This window comes from Olsenella urininfantis (genome assembly GCF_900155635.1).
Taxonomy (GTDB): Bacteria; Actinomycetota; Coriobacteriia; order Coriobacteriales; family Atopobiaceae; genus Olsenella_G; species Olsenella_G urininfantis.
In genome coordinates this window covers 132973-150074 of sequence record NZ_LT732540.1, presented here as the reverse complement: position 1 = coordinate 150074, position 17102 = coordinate 132973, and the positions used below count along the sequence as shown (strand labels likewise).

The window sequence follows — 17102 nt, the reverse complement described above, 5'->3', positions numbered from 1 at the left end:
GCTTAGGCGTAGATTTCTGCTGTTGTCCCGACGGCCTCCCCGACGGCCTGGTTGCCGTGGAGAACTGCGACGAGTGGCTGTATTGCATCGACTCCTCCAACGGCAAGGTGGTCAGTTGGTCGCCCTACGACGGCGACGGGGTCGTCGAGGTTTACGAGGACTTTGATTCCTACCTCCTCGACAGGTTCAATGACGCCATCGAGAACATGTAGCGCAAAGACCCGGGAGGCAGAAGGCTCGGAAATCAGGGCCCTCGCCTCCCGAGGTCAGGAAGTTCATCGCCGACGAGACCATGGCCCCCTACGGTGGTACGCCGCGGCATCCCACCTGGATACCCCCCGTTTTCCCTGAGATGGCGAGATTCTTTACCCCCCATTAGCCACCTGGGGAAACGCCGTGCGGAGACCGCCGGAAAGCCCGTTGAGTTCGATTTGAGTTTCATGGGCCCCGAAACGGCCCCGTCTCGCCCCCGGGGACAAAAACCGCGCGTCCACTCACTTGCAATGAATCCTTACTCCCGTTCCCCCGAATAGCGCCCCGCGCCTTGCCGTCTCGAAGCACAGGGAGTAAATGAAGGAATCGCAGGCGAAAGGGGGCAAAACGACAAAGAAAAAGCCTCCGTCCCAACGCGGGATGGGAGCCGCCGTGCGTTTAATCCCACCGCTGCCGAGGACAAAATCCTCAGACACTTGGAACGGATTGATAACCGCACCAGGAAATACCTGCAGGCCAAGGATTACATGGCCTGGTTCAACCCCGCCTGGTAGGCATTGAGTGGCGAGGAGCGTGATGTACTGGAGGTTTGCTTCCTTAGCGGGTACGAGTCCGCCACCGATGCGATTTGTGAAGTGCAAGAGCGACTGAACGTGGAACGCTCCACCGCCTACAACCGGCGCAAAACCGGTTTATCAGGGCACACCGTCGTCTGCATACCTGATTGGCGGCGCACACCTAGATAAGGACTGGGTGGTGTGGCTGCCTGGTAAAGCAAACACGACTAGCCGCAAGATTCTCGATGCCGCCTACCATGCGGGCTTCACACCCGTCCCAACTTTGCCAGCCACTGAGCCAGGAGCCCGTGACGGCGATGGCAGACACCGCAACTACGCCGTGCCCTGCTGGTGCGCCTAGAAGGTGATAGTGCCTGGGCTAAACCACCGAAACCCGCGAGCACCACAGCAGATCCGGCGGGCTCGCTGAATAGTCGGCGGGTGCGGCTGGTGTGTTGCGAAGACCCATACACCAATCTTGAAGCAGGAGCCGAGGGCACGATCCTGTTCGTCGATGCTGCCAGCACGGTTCACGTCGACTAGGATAATGGCTCCACTCTTGACCTGCTGAAAAGTATTGATCAATGACGACTCAACTAGGTGAAAGAAGTTGAACAATACCCGAAAGATGTTAAAGTATTCCCCAAGGTATCCGCCAAATTGGAGGGAACTCATGAGGAAAAGTACGAAAAGGGCGATCAGCCTGTTAATCGCCCCGTTGGTGTTTTTAGGGATGATGGTCACTAATATAGTGCCTCCCCAAAGCGCTAGCGCACAAGGGCAGGTAAGAATCGAGATTTTACCGGAGATTTTCATAAACGAGCAGACGGAAGCCTTCTTCGACTCGCCGCAGCAAGCTATTGGGGCAAAACGTACGCTTAACGTTTATGGCGGAGCGCCACAGGCTAAGGTTCTAGAGACCTGGAAGAATATCGCCTTCCAGGTTTATGACGGCGACGGGAACCTTATTGAGACGACCAAGGGAACCGTCGGGGATCCTGCTCGATGGGGCGGAGCAAAGTATCTAGGCCCATACCCGCAGGGCAAGACCTACACCGTAAAGGTTGACAACTCGACTGTCCCAGAGGGCTACCATTCCTGGTTCACCGCTGAAACATCGGGTTACCCGGGTGGTGCGACCGACATGATGACGGTAGGCTCCGACAACTATTCGGCCACCAACCCGAAGGAAAACGTAAACTCCATAGCTGAAACGCGTTTTCACCTTGACATAGCCAGCGTCGCCTACGCGAAGAACACGGACGTGGCCAAAGATCTTTTCGTGGTTGAAAACGACAAGGTCACTGGGATAAATACCAAGTACACCGAAGGCACTGACTACGTCATAAAAACAGTCGCTAAAGACGGAACAGTGCCCCAGCCGACTCAGGCGGAAGTGGCGAATCTTACCGATGAGGGCAACATGCCGGCGGACTTCTACTTCATGTACAAAGATCAGAAGTCTTCGCTTCAGAACATCCGTGCACGCAAAGGCAACTTTTCGTACCTCAGGTGGTGGGAAGGAAACGATGGGGTCAACACTTTTGAAAAGTTCAAGTCTTCCAGCGTTTTCGTCACCACTTTGAATCAGCATATTCCAGAGGTTACGTTCTACAAGGCCGCTAACGAGGGCGCTGAGCCAGAGGCGCTGGCATCGATGCAGGTTTATTACGGACGCTCGGCAGCGCAAAACTGCCTGAGCGATGGTACAACCTGCCTGCCAAAGGAACTTCCTGCCGCACCGGCCAAAGCGGGGTACGCGTTTAAGGAATGGAATACCAAGGCTGATGGCTCTGGCGATGTCTTCGATGCCGACACGGTGGTTAAGGGAGATCTGGCGGTATACCCGATTTATGTCGTCAATACTCCACCCGTGCTTGAGGTGAAGGACGCGACGATTACCGCCGGCGAACAGCTGGATCTGCGCTCACTGATAACCAAGGCAGCTGATGAGCAGGACGGAGCAAACCTAGCCGATAAAGTCGTCATAGAGCAAGGAGATTTCGATAGCTCTAAGGCAGGGGCTTACGAGGTTAAGTTCACGCTTGCCGACTCTAACGGGGAAAGCGTAACCGCGATCGCAAAGATTACGGTTAAGGAGGCGCCGCAGACAAAACCGACTGAGCAGAAAAAGACCACCGTCAAGAAGAGCAAACGCAACTTGCCGGCAACCGGTTCTGCTGGAACCGGGTTATTGGAGGTCGCGTTTGCCTGTGGAGCCTGTGGATTAGCCAGTATCGCTATTTCAAGGCGGGTAAAAAGAAACAGCTAGCCAAGATATATCCGCTTGACATCAACTAAATATGGGGTTGGATGCTTCGTTCTGCGACGTCCGACCCCATATTTGTCTTAGAAATCTTCGGGTTCTTTTCGCAATCGGGGTTTAAAAAATTTAGTCATTAGCCCAATAATTCTTTGAAAATAGTCGCTAACTCGGGCAAATGCAGGTAAATTAGCGCGAGCAGCTTGCGAGCAGTTAACAAAAACCCCAGGTCGCGCATCTTCGTTATCGGCGAGTAAAGTGAGCTGTCTCAGGTGGCTTGCCCATGAGTTGAATCGCTTTCGCAATTCAAGGCGCAATCGCGACATCTCCGTCACCTGAGCCTAGGCTTGTTTTTGACCGCCGCACAATATGGCTCCCGAGGCAATGCGGTGAGATAATGCGATCAGCGCAGGCAATGGTGCCTAAAAATATAGAAGCCGGAGGCACCGGTCGAACCGGCAACAGCAAGTGCAAGGGAGGCTATATATGGACAGGGAGGAATTGGACGAGCTGATGTCCATCGATCTTGAAACGCGCAGGAATGCGGAAGCAATCCTCTTCGCGCTCGAACAGGCACCCGACGGCTTCAATACCACGACCTACCGCCAGCTGGAAGCACAGCTCGGCTGTGATCTCGATATGGATATCCACTATCTGTTAGACTTGCACGCCGCCATCATGCTACTCTCCGAGACCCATGGCCTCAAGCTCGACATGAGCCGTCACGACTACAAATTCGAAGGGCTATCCTTCAACCTCGACTACGACGTCTGGCACCGCAAGAACGCCGCCGCAAACGGGATGTTCGACGACGAGGCCTCTCCGGAGAACCGCGGCTAGCGCGACGAGCACGACGAGGTGATTGCCGACACCATCGCGAACATCCTCTTCAAGGCGCTGCCGGCCCATGCCATCCCGCCGAAGCTCAGGTTCAGCTATGAGAACGTTCCCACCCTCGACGCCGAGACCCTCAGCGTGTACTGCGGGTTCGAGGTCGCGGGGCTCTTGTTCTTCCTAAGCTTCGAGCTCGACACCGGCAGAGGCGGCAACCGCATTTTCCTCGGGCTGGAGCCCGAGCCCTCCACGGCGGGCGTGAGTCTCACCTGCAGGGGGATGGACGACAATTTCACGGCCGCATGGGATCCCGATACCACCGAGTGGGACAAGCCCCTGTCGTTTGACCGATAGGTGGCTGACCGACTTCCGTCAGGGACGACGCCCCTTTCTGCCGCCAGCTGAATCGGGCGGTTGACCGAGATGGGATAATGCCCGCAACAAAATGATTGCCCCGAAAAGAGCGTTCCATGGCAGCAAACGAGATTCAGCCCTCGAGCGACAAGAGCAGACGGTTGGTGGCCGAGCGGTCCCCCGAGAACGTTGAGCCCGGCAAGCTCGCCGACGCGGCGGAGAGGATCAACGTCCTCCACAACCGGCCCACGCAGATCGCCAATGACGGAATCAATTCCGCAGTACGGGCAGAGCGCGGTTTTCTCACCATCCTCGATCCACTCGGTGATCTCTGACGGGTCGAAGATGCGGAGGCAGTAGAAGCACCCACACTTCTTGTCTTTCCTTAGCATGGGCTCGTTGTTTATCGAGAACGCATGCGCCGATATGACTCTTCCGTCCATGGTCTTCTCCGCAAACACTCCCAAATGGCTCACCACATTCTAGGGCACGGATGGGATTGTGACGGCAGCGGACACTTCACCATGCCTATTCGCATGGTTGAAGGAGGTTTCCGCATGAGCACTAATGGCCTTGACGAGTACTGGGTGCCTGAGCATGTGAAGGACTATCTGAGGAAGCTCGGGTTCGTTCTTCCCCTGGATGACATGGAGCCTTGGATTCGTAGCTGGGATGACTGGATGAGCGCCAGGGGCGAGTTCTACGACTACAGGGACAAGGACGGCATGTGGGCGTGTGTACGCTGTTCACCGTCGATCTATTCACCCTGCCATGCGCGTGTGCAAGGAGTGGGGCTCTCTTCTCCTCAACGAGGAGGTCAAGGTGGTATGCGAGGACCAGAAGGCGACCGACTGGATCAACTCGTTCTTCTCTTCCACCAACTTCATGAACACGGCGCAGGCCACCGTGGTGAGGGCGTTCGGGCTCGGCACGGGCGCCTGGGCGTTGTGGATTCACCTGGGCAAGCGGAAGGTTCGTATCCGGCACTACGACGCTCGCATGGTCATCCCCCTGAGCTGGGATGAGGATGGCATCACGGAGTGCGCTTTTGTCACCAGGGCCTTCTACAGGGGCAAGGCCGTGGACCAGCTGCAGATGCACCTCAAGGGCGGGATGGGCTTCTCGGCAGATCCTTCTTCACCTTCCACACCTTCACCTAGCAATGTGGACGTTCTTCTCACCGATGAAATGGAAGAGACGTACAGGATCGTCACCGTGTGCTTCGACCACGAGGGCAACGAGCTCACGCCCGTGGGCATTCTTCCGATCTATGACACGGGATGTCCTTTCCCCACCTTCGGCATCGTCAAACCAGCGGTCACGAATACCAGGGTGGATATGAGTCCCTACGGGCAATCGGTGTTCGCAGACGCGGTTGATGCTGTCCAGGCTGTGGACCTCACCTTCGACGCTCTTATCAACGAGATCGACCTATCCAAGATGCGCGTGTTCCTCTCCGATGTTCTCTTCGATAGGGAAACCGATGGCAATAAGAACGTCACCATCCCCTTCGGAAAGCAGGACTGCACCGTCTTTCGCAAGGTCATGTCTACCGAGGACACCATCCAGGAGTTCGCGCCCGCCTTGCGCACGAGCGGTCAAATCGAGGCGTTCCGCGTGGCCCTGCAAATGCTTGGCGACCTCACGGGCTTCGGCATCAACTACTTCGACATGGACGACGCGCGGGGGTATGTGAAGACGGCCACTGAGGTATCGTCCGACAACTCGGCGCTCATGCGCAACATCCGCCGGCATGAGAACAGCCTGGAGAGCGCGATCGTCTCCATTGCAAAGGCCGTCATGCACGCGTCGCGATCCTTTGGCGAGAGCATCCCCGACGAGGGCGAGACGCGCATACAATTCGACGACTCCATCATTCAGGACACGGCCGCTGAGAAAGAGCAGGACATGAAAGAAGTAGGCGTCACCATGGGCGTTCACGAGTTTCTTATGAAGTGGTATGGGGAGGACGAGGCGACCGCTAAGAGGCGCGCCGCCGAGCTCGTCGAAGGCAGCCTAGAGAAGGTGGACTAATCCCCTGGACGCTCGATAGAGGTGAAGCCATACTCAACAACGACCTGATTTGTGAATGGCTCGGGGTCGATCTCGATTTTCTCCCCGTTCCCCTCAAGCACAAGCTTGTAGCCGCACGCCTGGGCGATCTGCGCGAGCGTGTCGGTGCGCGGGTAGCTCCCTCGGCTGATGAGCGCGGACAGGTACATGCGGGACTTCCCGAGGGCCTGGGAGGCGCCCACGACGCCTTTGCCGCTCTTCTCGCACATGTGCTTGATGGCGTCGGTAATCTGCATGCCCTTTACCTTTCTCCTGCGGTGTACCAGTACAGTCTATCTCAGGTCGCATGGATTAGCAAAGTGTAATCTCTATGGAGTGATGATTAGCATTTGATAATACCAGCTCATGGGCCTAATATATTATCAGTTGATAATCTCTACGGAAAAGGAGGACGACATGACCGCCACCATCACCAAGGAAGCCACCGCCTGGAAGCTCCCCGACCTGGACACCGTCTACCACTGCGAGGAACTCGGCCCCATGACCCTGGGCCAGATGCTCGACGGCGTGGACCCGGATCTGATGCCCTCCGACCAGACCATGTACGAGGACCTGCTATGGGCCTTCGGCGCCTGGGACACGCTGGAGCAGATGAACGCGGCGATGGCCACGCGCGTGTACATGGCGGATCCTGACGGCACGGTGGGGTTCCGCCTGGTGAAGTAGCCACGCGGGCACGCACAGACGCATACGAGCTCTCCGGGGACGGCCTGCGGGCCGTCTCCTGCTGTCTGGGCCCTGGGATCCGTCACGGCCGACCGGGCACGGTGACCGCCGCGGCTGCCGTCTCTGCCGCCGACGGTGCACACGGGACGCGCGAGCGCGCGAGCACAAAGCGGTAGCGCCATGGGCAGGGGTGCCGTGTGGCGCGGCCCAATCCTCGACGTGCTGCGCTTGCGTGGCCTGTGCGCACGGCCCGGCGGCAGATAAATTCGACGACATGACGCTCGCTGGTTCTGTCACGGCCTCGATAACAGCGGGCTCGCGGCGGATCTCTGCGACTGATTCACTCAATTCTGCAATGTGAGCGTCAGGCAGTTGTTTCTAGACGCGTTAGCTCTTTCTGACCTCTTCGAGCAATGACGCGAAGACCGGGGGCCAGACTGCGTATTCGTACGGGTTCAGGCAGAACAAGGCGCAGTCATTCATGTGCACGAGGTCGTTCAGCATGTCGAGCTGTAGCGACCCTTCCTCGGGCAGGCTGCTGCCCTCCCTTTTTCGACGCAAGCCCTCGCGTGCAGCGACCAACGCTTCATAGTCCGTGAATGAGCTTTTCACCGTCCTGTCCACAGTCTCGGGCATCGCGGGCAATTCCATGCCGAGGTTCGCGCTTAACTCCACAAGCACCGACTGCTCGTCAACCCCGGCTTCACTCAGCAAGGACGCTATCTTGTCGCGGTCTTCGCCGTGCAGTACGGCAGACGTGTATCCCCAGACCGCTTCACTCACCTCGTGTCTGTGTATGTCGCAATAGAGCCTGACGTTGACCATCTTCTGGAAATAGTCGGCGGCCATGCCGATTCGGCGCTTTATCTCTTCATCAATGAAGATGAAACTGCTCCGCGTTATCGGGTGCACCTTGCAGCCATGGCCGGCGTTCTCGAGGAATTGTATCTTGCCGAGCTTGCCGCTGTCGCGGTCGCATGCAGCGCGTCGCACGAACGCTTGGTCGTGCGACACCACGAGAACGGTCTTTCCCTGGTGCTCCATGATGCATCGGTAGATCTGGCTCCTGCGGAAGTCATCGTAAGACGATGCAGGATCGTCTACAAGCGTGAGCTCGGAATCGTTGTTGTGCAGGAACAACAGCAGTGCGATTAAGTTCTTCTCGCCGTAGGACAGTTGCTTTCGCATGTCCGCTCCCTGCTTGCCCCTCACGTGGCGCAGGACGTATGCGGCCTTGTGCCCCGATCTGTCTGCGTCCTCAATCTCGAATGCGTAGGGTATCCCGAGTGTCTTGAGCTTGCTGTTGAGACTTCTGGCGTTGGTGTCGACCATCCTCTTGAGGTCGGCCGCCATGCGGCCCATGAGGCTCGACAGCTCGGCACGCCTTGCGTTGACGTCTTCCGCGATGGCGCGCAGTTCGGGGACGAACTCGTACACCGCCTCGTCAAGTTCCAATCCCCGGGGAATGCCCTTGAGCAGCGCCGTGCCGTTGCCGATGTTGCAGTATTGGAGCACGAGCTCTATCTGAACCCTTGCCGTGAACAGGCGCTCAAGCCGCTCCTTTAACTTTGCGAACTCGACCTCGCCAGAGAAGTCAGGTGCCTGGAATCCAAGCCTTTCCATGATTGGCGATGCGGTAAATATCGGCTTGAGCTCTTTCGTCGTGAGCGCACGGACCTCTGACAGCTTGATTGCGCGGTCTTCCGGTATTTCCTGGCCGCAGAACGGGCAGACGTCGTTGTCGAAGTCATCGTTGACGGTGAACCCCCTCGACTGCCATTCGAGGTAATCGTAGTCACACGCATCTAGCATCCCGCGAACGCGGCCCGTGGTGCCCGAGACTGCGACATGCGCCTTGCAGAGCCTGGTTGACCCCGAGAACTTGCCGCTCCTCGCTGCCGGCTTACCTATCTCCTTGGCAAGAGCGTCAACATCGTCTTTCATCGCAATCAGTCTTTGTCTGATTTCACGCAGGTTTTCGATGCTTGCGTGGAAGGCCGCCTCATGCTCCAGAAGCTCCGACTCGTCCCCGACGAATACGCGGTAGCAGTCCTCGTTAGCCGCCTGATCGAACAGAATGGTGTGCCGTTCGATGCTGTAGAGCGAAGCGACAGCAGGCTGAGGCGGGTTCCCGTCCACAAGCACAACCGGCTCGCTGGCTTCGCCGACCGTCGCGTCCTTAGCCTCTAGCGGTTTCGATATGGCGTCAAGGATGGACGACTTGCCTGAGCCGCAAACGCCGAACAGGTAGTTGACCTTGCCTTCTTCGAACTCGATGCCGAGTTGGTTGATGTTGCGATAATTCGTGATTGAGATTTGCATGCAAGCCTTCCGGTTTGCCTCGATTGCGCGGATGAGTGGTCAGCGCTACAATTAGGACTACAACGGACTGATTTTAGTCTAAAACTAGGACAGATGAACGAATCTGGAGCCCACATGATGAGAAGCGAAGTATACCTCAGCACAAGTGTCCTGCAAAAAGACCTTCGTGTAAGGCTTCCAAAATCAGCAGTCGAGAACCTAGATCTTATGCCCGGCGTGACTGAGCTTGAAATAAAGTTCGACGTTGAAAACAGATGCATCGTATTGAAGCCTGCGAGCAAGACCGATGAACCTCAGCTTTAGACAACCGCTCTGCGTGACGCACAAACAGAATATCAATAGGATAGTTGGCGCTATCCTTCAGCTGCGCGCAACAACGTCTGCAGCACTTAACGAGCAGCAGCGCCTGATGATTACGCTGGGCTTGGTTGACCATGCTCTGATAGAGTCCTCTGGTGCCGAAACGCCAATAATCGACATAGATCAAAACTCTGTATACAGTGCCCTCGATACGAGCTGCCTGTCAGCATTGCTTGACGACAACGCGATCGAGCTGCTGCCATATGCCCTCGAAGCGCTCGTGTATGAAAACGATGACATCAGTAACTCCTGGCATGACAGACGTGGGGGCTTGTTGACCCATGGGAAAAAGGCAAAAGGCGTCTACTTCACTCCATATGACATCGCGCGTCATATGTGCATGTCCAGCATTGACGAGCTCATTAACGTTTGCAGCGTGAGCATTGGTGAGGCCCGCTTTGCCGACCTGTCATGCGGAACAGGAGTTTTCGCTCTATGTTTGCTGGCTGAGCTGAAATCGCGTGGCTTCATGCCTGATTTCGATTCTGCATTGGACTTCTTCGAGAATCGTTTCAGAGGGCACGACGCGAACATGTTGGCCGTAATTGTCTGCAGGTATTGCATCAGCGTCGTGCTGCGAAGCCTCTATCCGGACGAGTTCACATCCCATAGAGCAAACCTTGCGTTGACGGCATCAATCCAGCACACCGATTCTTTAGCTGGCGAATCGCAAGAAGCGTTCCTGAAATACTCGCCTCATTGCGTCATTGGCAACCCGCCATATGTCTCTACCAGGGGCGGAGGCAATACCTGCATTGACTTCCTTCACGTTGCTATGACAGTCGCGGACGGTAATGCCGTGATTAGCTATGTATTGCCCATATCAGTCTCCTGCAACCGCGCCAAGCCGTATCGAGCGATGCGCGAGAGGATAGCCCTAACCGACATATGGAACGCACGCTTCGAACACTATGACCGGAGTCCTGATGCCCTATTCGGTGACGATGTGAGGACGCGAATTGTCGTTCTGCGGCTTAGCCGAAACAAACGCTGTCACGATAGGTATGTCTGCACAACCGGTTTGTCTCGCTGGGTCTCTAGCAACAGAGCCATTCTATTTGAGGACATGCTGAAAAGGGGGACCCCTGCACAGGGCGAAGATGTCCTAGAGTTTGTGCCAAAGATCGAAACGCCCGTTGGCATGGCACTGTTCTCTGAGGTAGCAAAAGCCAAGGAACCGAGTCTTGCAGGGATGATTGCCAAGAGAGGCGTCGGTAGGTGCAGCGGCTATTATCCAACTATTGTGTACAACTGGATACTGGCATTGGACCATAACCCGCCTTCGCATGACGCGAACGGTGAGCCTTATGTACCCGACAGCCTGCGTACATGCACTTTCGCGTGCGAAGACGACATGTATTACTTTATAGGAATTCTCAACTCCGTCACCGCTTTCTGGTTCTGGACCGTGGAATCCGACGGGTTCCATCTTTCATCGCACCTGCTCAAAGCGTTGAACCTTGGACGTTCCCGATTCGATGTGTCGACTGCTCAGCGCATATCAGAGTGTGGACGCATGCTGTGCAGACAGTTGCCCGAACATAAGACAAGCAGCATAAACAGCGGAAAGACCATCGTTAGATATAACCATCTACCTGCGCTGCAAACGATATTTGAAATTGACGACCTCATTCTCGGAGCGCTTGACACCGATGCTAATGCCAAGCTTCTGCACAACTGGTATAGGGACTACCTCGACTGCGCAAGAAACGACGCTCAGCTATTGGGCTACTTCGACTATTTGAAGGGGACAAAAGAATGATAATCAATCCTGAAATTAGCATTAAGGAGCAGTCCGCGATCACCAAAGACGAGTGGCGTGAGTGGACCAAAACCGTCTGGGATATTGCCAACATAAGCGACGGGAATCATCCTGCTGTCTTCCCCGAAGAGATACCGCGCAGGCTTATGAAACTCTTTTCCTTTGTGGGCGACACCGTACTCGACCCGTTCTCTGGCACGGCATCCACCGGTGCTGCCGCCCTGAGAAACAAGCGTATGTACATAGGCTTCGAGACAAATCCAGACTATGTTGACATCGCAACAAAACGGCTCAACGCCCTAAAAGACGAATACGACCACATCGAAGATGGGGACTTTGAAATCGTACCTAGCAGCTCATCGAGCCTGGCGAGTCTCGACGATGACTCCGTCGGCTGCGTCATCACTTCGCCCCCTTATTGGAACAAGGCGGATTACGGCGACTTTGAAGGCAACATTGGGAGCATGCAATACTACGATGACTTTCTTGAAGCCATGGGCAAGGTGTTTGCGGAGTGCTACCGCGTGCTAATGCCAGGACGAAAGATCTGCGTAGTGACGGCAAACGTTAACCAGAACACCCGTGAATACGGCTTGGTCACCATGCCCATTGCAACCGATCTGACGAAGCTCATGCAGCAAACCGGGTTCTTCCTGATCAATCAGATTATCTGGAACAAGGACGGTACCGGTGGAAGGTGGGGTTCCGCAAACGGGCAGAGGCCGATTTTCGGAAGCTACCCATATCCGCCCAACCTGCTCTTCAAGAACGTGAACGAGTACATCATCATATGCCAGAAGCCCGACCCAAAGAAGAAGAACTCGAAGGCCCCTGCCTACGCAGATCTTTTCAGGACGAAGCCGGTCTAATCAAGCAGCAGCGCAAATCACGTCAAGAAGACCGATGATGGCCAACATGCAGAGTGGCCATCATCGGTCTCCAGTCTCTTAAATGCCTTTCATTTGCGCAAGATATAGTTGCTATTCATACAGTGGACAATCCGGCCACGTGTTGTAGAGATCCGACGAGGTCAGAAAGGCGTATTTGAACGAGTTGCCTCTTTGGGGCTCGCTATCGAGCCTCGCGTTCATCTCTGGATAACCGGCATCCCCCGGCATGAGCAGCATGTAGCGGAAAAACTTCTTGCTAATTCGCTTCATCAGGATAATCGGCTTGGTAGAGGGATCTTCTGGATAGTACTCGTTTAATATCGTTGCGCCCTCAACTTCAAGTCGCACATTGCGGTTCACGTCTGATAGAACAACAACCCGTCGTTCTATGCGTGCAGGAGACGATGCCCCAGGGCCTCGCATCTCCTGTAGGCTAACTTCTTCGCCGTTCTCCAAATGGAAGAAGTTCTTCTGTATGTCCATGTTGAATTGGACTTGCTTCGCGCGGCCACCTCCTTTGGCAGCATACTTCATCATGTACTCCGCAGGCTCTTGTTCTTCTTCCGAGCTAGATGGGCTCGAAGGCGTGGCCTTTGGCTTCATCTGTGTTGAAGGACGCGATACTGAGCTCTTCGCGCTATCTTTACGTGCGAATAACCCTGAGCCTTGAGACTCGGCGCTTGTCTTGCGGACTGACGAGGCTTTACGCAACTCGGATTCTGGAAGGATGTAACCCCCGGCTTTGAGATTATTTAACGTCGCATCATCAATCTCAAGGCAATAGGGTGATTCGACGTCAGTGTAATGGGCGAATAGCTCGGCCATTCTAGTCGGCGTCGACCCCGAGCCTGCCAGTACGATACATGCCTCGTCATTCTTTAGCAGACCGCCTTCTGTCATGTTGTTTGAGCCGACTGCAAGCCAGTATCCATCATTCGACTCAAGCATGTAGGCCTTATCGTGGAATGTGATATAAGGGTTCTCGTTATGGAACACGTACAGATGGTCACAGAGCGACTTTAACTCGCTGATTGCCTCGATCGAAGTGTTCCTCTGGTCAATACCCACCGTTCCGATAATCGTTTGGCCCTCGCTCTTGAACTCTTCTAGATATGGCTTGAGCAGGTTCACACCGCTCATGCGCGCGTATGCGACTGCGAATCTGAACGTGGAATAATGACCGTTTTCGATTTCTTTGACCAGGCATTCGCCAAGCGCATCCCGATCCGGCTGCATGATTATCTGAGCGCTCTGCGACGTCATTCTTCGACTCCCATCAGTTCAAAGCACAGCTCATCGGTGCTTATGCCTACTCTCTTAAAAATCGCTTCAAGCAAAGTGATCTTTACGCTTGTCGAGGTCGCGAGATTCACGTAAAGCTCTTTGTTTATCTCAGCCCAACCTTTGCCCTTGTTCTTCCTTGAAAGGTAGTTGGCCGAGTCACCGGGGAACGAGGGGAGCGCCGCAATGGACATGAGCGTCGCAGGGTCGAGCTCGTAGATTTGCCTGATGACGTTTTACGCGGCCTCCTTCCATGTCTTCACGGGAAACCTTGAACCGAGGAATGTGAATGCTTCGATGTCGGAACTCGTGAAGTCATATTCATCAGAGAGGTAGTGCGTCTGCGCAACCTTTACCTGCGGACGGAACGACGTGTCGGGATATGGCCATAGCTCCTTGAACAGCAGCACCAACGCCTCTTCACATGCTTGTAGTTCTTCGATTCCCCACTTGTCCTCTGTCTTCTTCTCGACCGAGAAGACGAGCTCGCCGCTCTTCATGAGCTCTTCCGCTGCGGCGCTGAAATCCGCAAGGTATTTTGTATCGCCACGCGCGGAAAGCTTCTTGATGATGTCGTAGATCGCTGGTGCGAATTTAGCCATGGTATCGGCATCTGCCAGGAACTTCACAAGGGACTCGTTGGTTTGAGTCGGGATGAGGTTCATTCCGTCGTCAAACACCGTGGCCTCAAGAGCGGTAACCCGAGGGGCTACCTTTGCCGGCGGCAGGGAGCTGATCGGAACGATACCCGTTTCTTCGCTCTGGGCGACAAAACCGCAATGCGGGCATGTGACCGCACTTGAAGAGATCCTTGCATGGCATTCAGGACAGAAAATCAACGACACAGGCGTACTCCTCCTCGCGATTAAAACACTCCCATTATCCCCGTTTCAGCTTGAGCTGTCATTAGCTCATGGCCGACAAGCAGGCCTCCTAAGCAGCTTGTGACACGGGCGGACACTGCCTCCCAGGGGACGAAAGTCGAGACCTTGGGAGACAGTTCTTTATGGAGTCAATCGTCGTCGCGTGCATAACGGGGGTGGTCACCCTCGTCGGCGTGATCCTCTCCAACTCGAAGAGCAGGGCCGTAACCGAGCTCAAGCTTGACGCCCTCACGGAGAAGGTCGAGAAGCACAACCAGCTCATCGAGCGGACCTACCGCCTGGAAGAAGGGCTTTCGGTCGTGCGGAGCGACATCGAGAACCTGCAGAGGAAGGTGGGCTGACATGAACGAGTTCCTGGCAAGCAACGACTGGCAGTGGAGGCTCCTGCGCACGATCGTGCAGGGCGTCCTTGGCGTGGTAATCGCGAATCTTGGCCTGATCATGGGCTGGTGCGTGCTGGACCCCAGCATGCGCGGGCTCGTGGTGGCGCTGGTGATGGCGGTGCTGTCTCTCATCATGGCCACGCTCGGCAGCGACGGCGACAAGTCGGAGATCCCGAGAGGTGAGGCGCGTGGGGCTTAACGGCATCGACATCAGCTCCTGGCAGGACGACCTGGTCGTCTCGGTCATGGGCACCTGCGACTTCGTGATCGTGAAGGCTACCGGCGGAGCGGACTACTCCAACGAGTGCTTCCGCCGACACGCCGACGAGACGCTGGCGGCGGACAAGCTGCTCGGCTGCTACCACTACGCGCACGACTGTGGGTACGAGGGCTCGGCAGAGGCCGAGGCGGACCACTTCATCGCCGAGTTCAGGCCCTACGTGGGCAAGGCGATCCCGTTCCTGGACTGGGAGGCGGACGCCCTGAACCTGGGGCCCGTGTGGGCGAAGAAGTGGCTGGACAGGGTCAAGGCGAAGACCGGCGTGACACCGGGCATCTACACGAGCAAGTCGGTTCTTTTCTCCTATGACTGGTCCGGCGTGGCCAAAACCTATCCGCTATGGGTGGCCCAGTACCCGAACTACGAGGAGACCGGCTTTTTGAGCGAGCCCTGGACCGACGGCTGGGACTTCGGCGCGTGGGACTCGCCGCTGATATTCCAGTACACGGGCACCGGGCGCATCCCTGGCTACGGCGGGCACCTTGACCTCGACCTCTTCTACGGTACAAGGGACGACTGGCGGAGGCTCTGCGCGGTTGCCGGCGCCTCCGCTGGCACCGGGGAGGTGAAGGAAGTGGCGATCAGCAGAGCGAACGTGGCGGCGCAAATCATGGAGCACCTCTGCACCTGCCCGCTGCACGGGTACTCTCAGCCCGGGCGGCACGGCACGAGCGGGCACTGCAGCGTGCAGACCGACGCGGGCGTCGTGAAGGTCACCAAGGGCGACCGCGACTGCTCCAGCGCGGTCTGCGAGGCATGGGAGCTCGCGCTGGCCGGCACGCAATACGACGGGCTGATCACCCGGTACAACTGGACCGGCGGCATGCGCGAGATGTTCGTGGGGTCTGGCCTCTTCTCCTGGAAGCCGATGAGCTTCAACGCGAAGCGTGGCGACATCTACCTGGACGAGAGCACCCACACGGCCATGTGCGTGCGCAACGACGGCACGGCCGACCTGCTGGCCGAGTTCTCGATCAGCGAGACCGGCAGCATCGACGGCGAGCCCGGCGACCAGACCGGGCGCGAGAGCTGGGTGCACGACTACTACAGCGGCCATTGGGACGGAATCCTGCACTACAACGGCAAGGCAGACGGGACCGCCGCGCCGGGCGAATCCGGCTCTGGTGCGCCATCCAGCGACGTGTCAGAGCTTGCGGCGAGGGTCATCGCCGGAGATTTCGGCAATGGCGATGCGCGCGTGGCGGCGCTGGGAGAGCGCTACGACGAGGTGCAGGCGGAGGTCAACCGGATCCTGTCTGGCGGCTCCTCGGGTGGCTCCTACGACGTGGACGCCCTGGCGAGGCGCGTGATCGCCGGCGAGTTCGGCAACAGCGACGAGCGCAGGCGGCGCCTGGGCGACAAGTATTCTGCCGTGCAGAAGCGCGTGAACGAGATCCTTGGGGCGTCTGGCACGAGCTCGACCTCCATGGACGTCGACGCCATGGCCCGCGCGGTGATCCGGGGCGACTACGGCAACGGCGAGGAGCGCCGGCGCCGGCTGGGATCCTACTACTCGGTCGTGCAGGCCCGCGTGAACGAGATGCTGTCATGAGGCGGCGGATCGCCTGGTTAAACGAGCAAGTCGGGTGGTTCCTCGGGATTGTAGGCTGTCTTCTGCTGATGCTCGTACTGCTGCCGCTCGTGCCGCTCTTCGGGATCTACGACAACGTGCAGAGGGCCTACGAGGACAAATGAGCGGGAGGCCGCTTGTCTGGAGCGACAAGCGGCCTCCCGGCGCGTACTCTGGAAACGGATTTCCTAGGGCAGGAGCCCGAGCACCGCCCTTGCGATGACGACCGCAAGAAGGACGAGCCACGGAGCGTTGTGCAGGAGCGTTTTGCGCCAAGACGGCGCCTCGCCCTCGAACCGGAAGCCGGTGGATATCTCCTCCTCACTTGAGGGAATGCGATACAACGTGATAAACGTGCTTGGCCCGATTTTCATGGCTGCCCCCTCGCTCTTCAAATCAAATATAGCAGG

At 56.8% G+C, this 17102-nt stretch carries 19 protein-coding genes and 1 pseudogene; 15 read left to right on the top strand and 5 right to left on the bottom strand.

Translation table 11 applies throughout. From position 1 onward, the window contains the following. Window positions 1-41: 41 nt before the first annotated feature. The 7 genes and pseudogenes from CZ375_RS00705 to CZ375_RS00675 all read left to right on the top strand — a co-directional run. Window positions 42-212 (top strand): annotated as a pseudogene (locus tag CZ375_RS00705) (SMI1/KNR4 family protein); the annotation flags it as partial. A gap of 909 nt (window positions 213-1121) precedes the next feature. Beyond that, window positions 1122-1313, top strand: coding sequence for a DUF4314 domain-containing protein (locus CZ375_RS08505; RefSeq protein WP_083717850.1), 192 nt, complete (start codon window positions 1122-1124; stop codon window positions 1311-1313). A 130-nt stretch (window positions 1314-1443) separates the two neighbouring features. Further along, window positions 1444-3042, top strand: coding sequence for an InlB B-repeat-containing protein (locus CZ375_RS00690; protein WP_159438324.1), 1599 nt, complete (start codon window positions 1444-1446; stop codon window positions 3040-3042). Between the two features lie 477 nt (window positions 3043-3519). Then, window positions 3520-3873 (top strand): hypothetical protein, encoded by a 354-nt coding sequence (locus CZ375_RS00685; protein WP_077597418.1) that lies wholly within the window; start codon window positions 3520-3522, stop codon window positions 3871-3873. Window positions 3874-3891: 18 nt separating this feature from the next. After that, entirely contained in the window at window positions 3892-4221 is a 330-nt protein-coding gene (locus CZ375_RS08200) for a hypothetical protein (RefSeq protein ID WP_159438323.1), read from the top strand. 116 nt (window positions 4222-4337) lie between these two features. Then, a complete protein-coding gene (locus CZ375_RS08195) occupies window positions 4338-4556 on the top strand; it encodes a hypothetical protein (RefSeq protein ID WP_159438322.1) in 219 nt (72 codons plus the stop codon). A gap of 487 nt (window positions 4557-5043) precedes the next feature. After that, complete coding sequence (locus CZ375_RS00675; RefSeq protein ID WP_234966774.1) at window positions 5044-6255, top strand: hypothetical protein; 1212 nt, start codon at window positions 5044-5046, stop codon at window positions 6253-6255. Here CZ375_RS00675 and CZ375_RS00670 read toward each other — a convergent pair. Next, on the bottom strand, window positions 6252-6530 hold the full coding sequence (locus tag CZ375_RS00670) for a helix-turn-helix domain-containing protein (protein WP_077597417.1): 279 nt from the start codon (window positions 6528-6530) through the stop codon (window positions 6252-6254). The genes CZ375_RS00675 and CZ375_RS00670 overlap by 4 nt on opposite strands. Window positions 6531-6690: 160 nt before the next feature. Here CZ375_RS00670 and CZ375_RS00665 point away from each other — a divergent pair, with 160 nt between their 5' ends. Beyond that, a complete protein-coding gene (locus CZ375_RS00665) occupies window positions 6691-6960 on the top strand; it encodes a hypothetical protein (protein WP_077597416.1) in 270 nt (89 codons plus the stop codon). Between the two features lie 387 nt (window positions 6961-7347). Here the strand turns inward: CZ375_RS00665 and CZ375_RS00660 are convergent, their stop codons facing one another. Continuing rightward, window positions 7348-9282, bottom strand: a complete 1935-nt coding sequence (locus tag CZ375_RS00660) for a hypothetical protein (protein WP_077597415.1) — start codon at window positions 9280-9282, stop codon at window positions 7348-7350. Between the two features lie 114 nt (window positions 9283-9396). Between CZ375_RS00660 and CZ375_RS00655 the strand changes: the two genes are divergently transcribed. The 3 genes from CZ375_RS00655 to CZ375_RS00645 are packed head-to-tail and all read left to right on the top strand — an operon-like array spanning window position 9397 to window position 12273. After that, the gene (locus tag CZ375_RS00655) at window positions 9397-9585 is read left to right on the top strand and encodes a hypothetical protein (protein ID WP_234966772.1); all 189 of its coding nucleotides are present in this window, start codon (window positions 9397-9399) and stop codon (window positions 9583-9585) included. Then, the gene (locus CZ375_RS00650; protein WP_077597414.1) at window positions 9569-11404 is read left to right on the top strand and encodes a DNA methyltransferase family protein; all 1836 of its coding nucleotides are present in this window, start codon (window positions 9569-9571) and stop codon (window positions 11402-11404) included. Before CZ375_RS00655 ends, CZ375_RS00650 begins: the two co-directional genes overlap by 17 nt. Then, window positions 11401-12273 carry a site-specific DNA-methyltransferase gene (locus CZ375_RS00645; RefSeq protein ID WP_077597413.1) on the top strand — a complete coding sequence of 291 codons (873 nt, stop codon included), beginning with the start codon at window positions 11401-11403 and terminating at the stop codon, window positions 12271-12273. Before CZ375_RS00650 ends, CZ375_RS00645 begins: the two co-directional genes overlap by 4 nt. A 111-nt stretch (window positions 12274-12384) precedes the next feature. Here the strand turns inward: CZ375_RS00645 and CZ375_RS00640 are convergent, their stop codons facing one another. Further along, window positions 12385-13557: a phospholipase D family protein gene (locus CZ375_RS00640; RefSeq protein WP_077597412.1), complete on the bottom strand. Its 1173-nt coding sequence runs from the start codon at window positions 13555-13557 to the stop codon at window positions 12385-12387. Between the two features lie 254 nt (window positions 13558-13811). Further along, complete coding sequence (locus tag CZ375_RS00630; protein ID WP_083717849.1) at window positions 13812-14420, bottom strand: zinc ribbon domain-containing protein; 609 nt, start codon at window positions 14418-14420, stop codon at window positions 13812-13814. Between the two features lie 161 nt (window positions 14421-14581). Between CZ375_RS00630 and CZ375_RS00625 the strand changes: the two genes are divergently transcribed. The 4 genes from CZ375_RS00625 to CZ375_RS08185 are packed head-to-tail and all read left to right on the top strand — an operon-like array spanning window position 14582 to window position 16817. Next, window positions 14582-14800 (top strand): hypothetical protein, encoded by a 219-nt coding sequence (locus CZ375_RS00625; protein ID WP_077597409.1) that lies wholly within the window; start codon window positions 14582-14584, stop codon window positions 14798-14800. 1 nt (window position 14801) lies between these two features. Beyond that, window positions 14802-15041 (top strand): alanine racemase, encoded by a 240-nt coding sequence (locus tag CZ375_RS00620; protein ID WP_077597408.1) that lies wholly within the window; start codon window positions 14802-14804, stop codon window positions 15039-15041. Next, the gene (locus CZ375_RS00615; RefSeq protein WP_077597407.1) at window positions 15031-16674 is read left to right on the top strand and encodes a GH25 family lysozyme; all 1644 of its coding nucleotides are present in this window, start codon (window positions 15031-15033) and stop codon (window positions 16672-16674) included. Before CZ375_RS00620 ends, CZ375_RS00615 begins: the two co-directional genes overlap by 11 nt. After that, window positions 16671-16817, top strand: coding sequence for a hypothetical protein (locus CZ375_RS08185; protein ID WP_159438321.1), 147 nt, complete (start codon window positions 16671-16673; stop codon window positions 16815-16817). The genes CZ375_RS00615 and CZ375_RS08185 overlap by 4 nt, the downstream gene beginning before the upstream one ends. Before the next feature lie 63 nt (window positions 16818-16880). On the opposite strand, the gene CZ375_RS08180 is transcribed toward CZ375_RS08185, so the two are convergent. Then, the gene (locus tag CZ375_RS08180; RefSeq protein WP_077597406.1) at window positions 16881-17066 is read right to left on the bottom strand and encodes a hypothetical protein; all 186 of its coding nucleotides are present in this window, start codon (window positions 17064-17066) and stop codon (window positions 16881-16883) included. Between the last annotated feature and the right edge of the window lie 36 nt (window positions 17067-17102).

Bases quoted from the DNA above. Each gene is read 5' to 3' on its own strand.
- CZ375_RS00690 (WP_159438324.1), top strand. From the start codon at position 1,444: ATGAGGAAAAGTACGAAAAGGGCGATCAGCCTGTTAATCGCCCCGTTG.
- CZ375_RS00685 (WP_077597418.1), top strand. From the start codon at position 3,520: ATGGACAGGGAGGAATTGGACGAGCTGATGTCCATCGATCTTGAAACG.
- CZ375_RS08195 (WP_159438322.1), top strand. From the start codon at position 4,338: ATGGCAGCAAACGAGATTCAGCCCTCGAGCGACAAGAGCAGACGGTTG.
- CZ375_RS00670 (WP_077597417.1), bottom strand. From the start codon at position 6,530: ATGCAGATTACCGACGCCATCAAGCACATGTGCGAGAAGAGCGGCAAA.
- CZ375_RS00665 (WP_077597416.1), top strand. From the start codon at position 6,691: ATGACCGCCACCATCACCAAGGAAGCCACCGCCTGGAAGCTCCCCGAC.
- CZ375_RS00660 (WP_077597415.1), bottom strand. From the start codon at position 9,282: ATGCAAATCTCAATCACGAATTATCGCAACATCAACCAACTCGGCATC.
- CZ375_RS00655 (WP_234966772.1), top strand. From the start codon at position 9,397: ATGATGAGAAGCGAAGTATACCTCAGCACAAGTGTCCTGCAAAAAGAC.
- CZ375_RS00650 (WP_077597414.1), top strand. From the start codon at position 9,569: ATGAACCTCAGCTTTAGACAACCGCTCTGCGTGACGCACAAACAGAAT.
- CZ375_RS00645 (WP_077597413.1), top strand. From the start codon at position 11,401: ATGATAATCAATCCTGAAATTAGCATTAAGGAGCAGTCCGCGATCACC.
- CZ375_RS00640 (WP_077597412.1), bottom strand. From the start codon at position 13,557: ATGACGTCGCAGAGCGCTCAGATAATCATGCAGCCGGATCGGGATGCG.
- CZ375_RS00625 (WP_077597409.1), top strand. From the start codon at position 14,582: ATGGAGTCAATCGTCGTCGCGTGCATAACGGGGGTGGTCACCCTCGTC.
- CZ375_RS00620 (WP_077597408.1), top strand. From the start codon at position 14,802: ATGAACGAGTTCCTGGCAAGCAACGACTGGCAGTGGAGGCTCCTGCGC.
- CZ375_RS08185 (WP_159438321.1), top strand. From the start codon at position 16,671: ATGAGGCGGCGGATCGCCTGGTTAAACGAGCAAGTCGGGTGGTTCCTC.
- CZ375_RS08180 (WP_077597406.1), bottom strand. From the start codon at position 17,066: ATGAAAATCGGGCCAAGCACGTTTATCACGTTGTATCGCATTCCCTCA.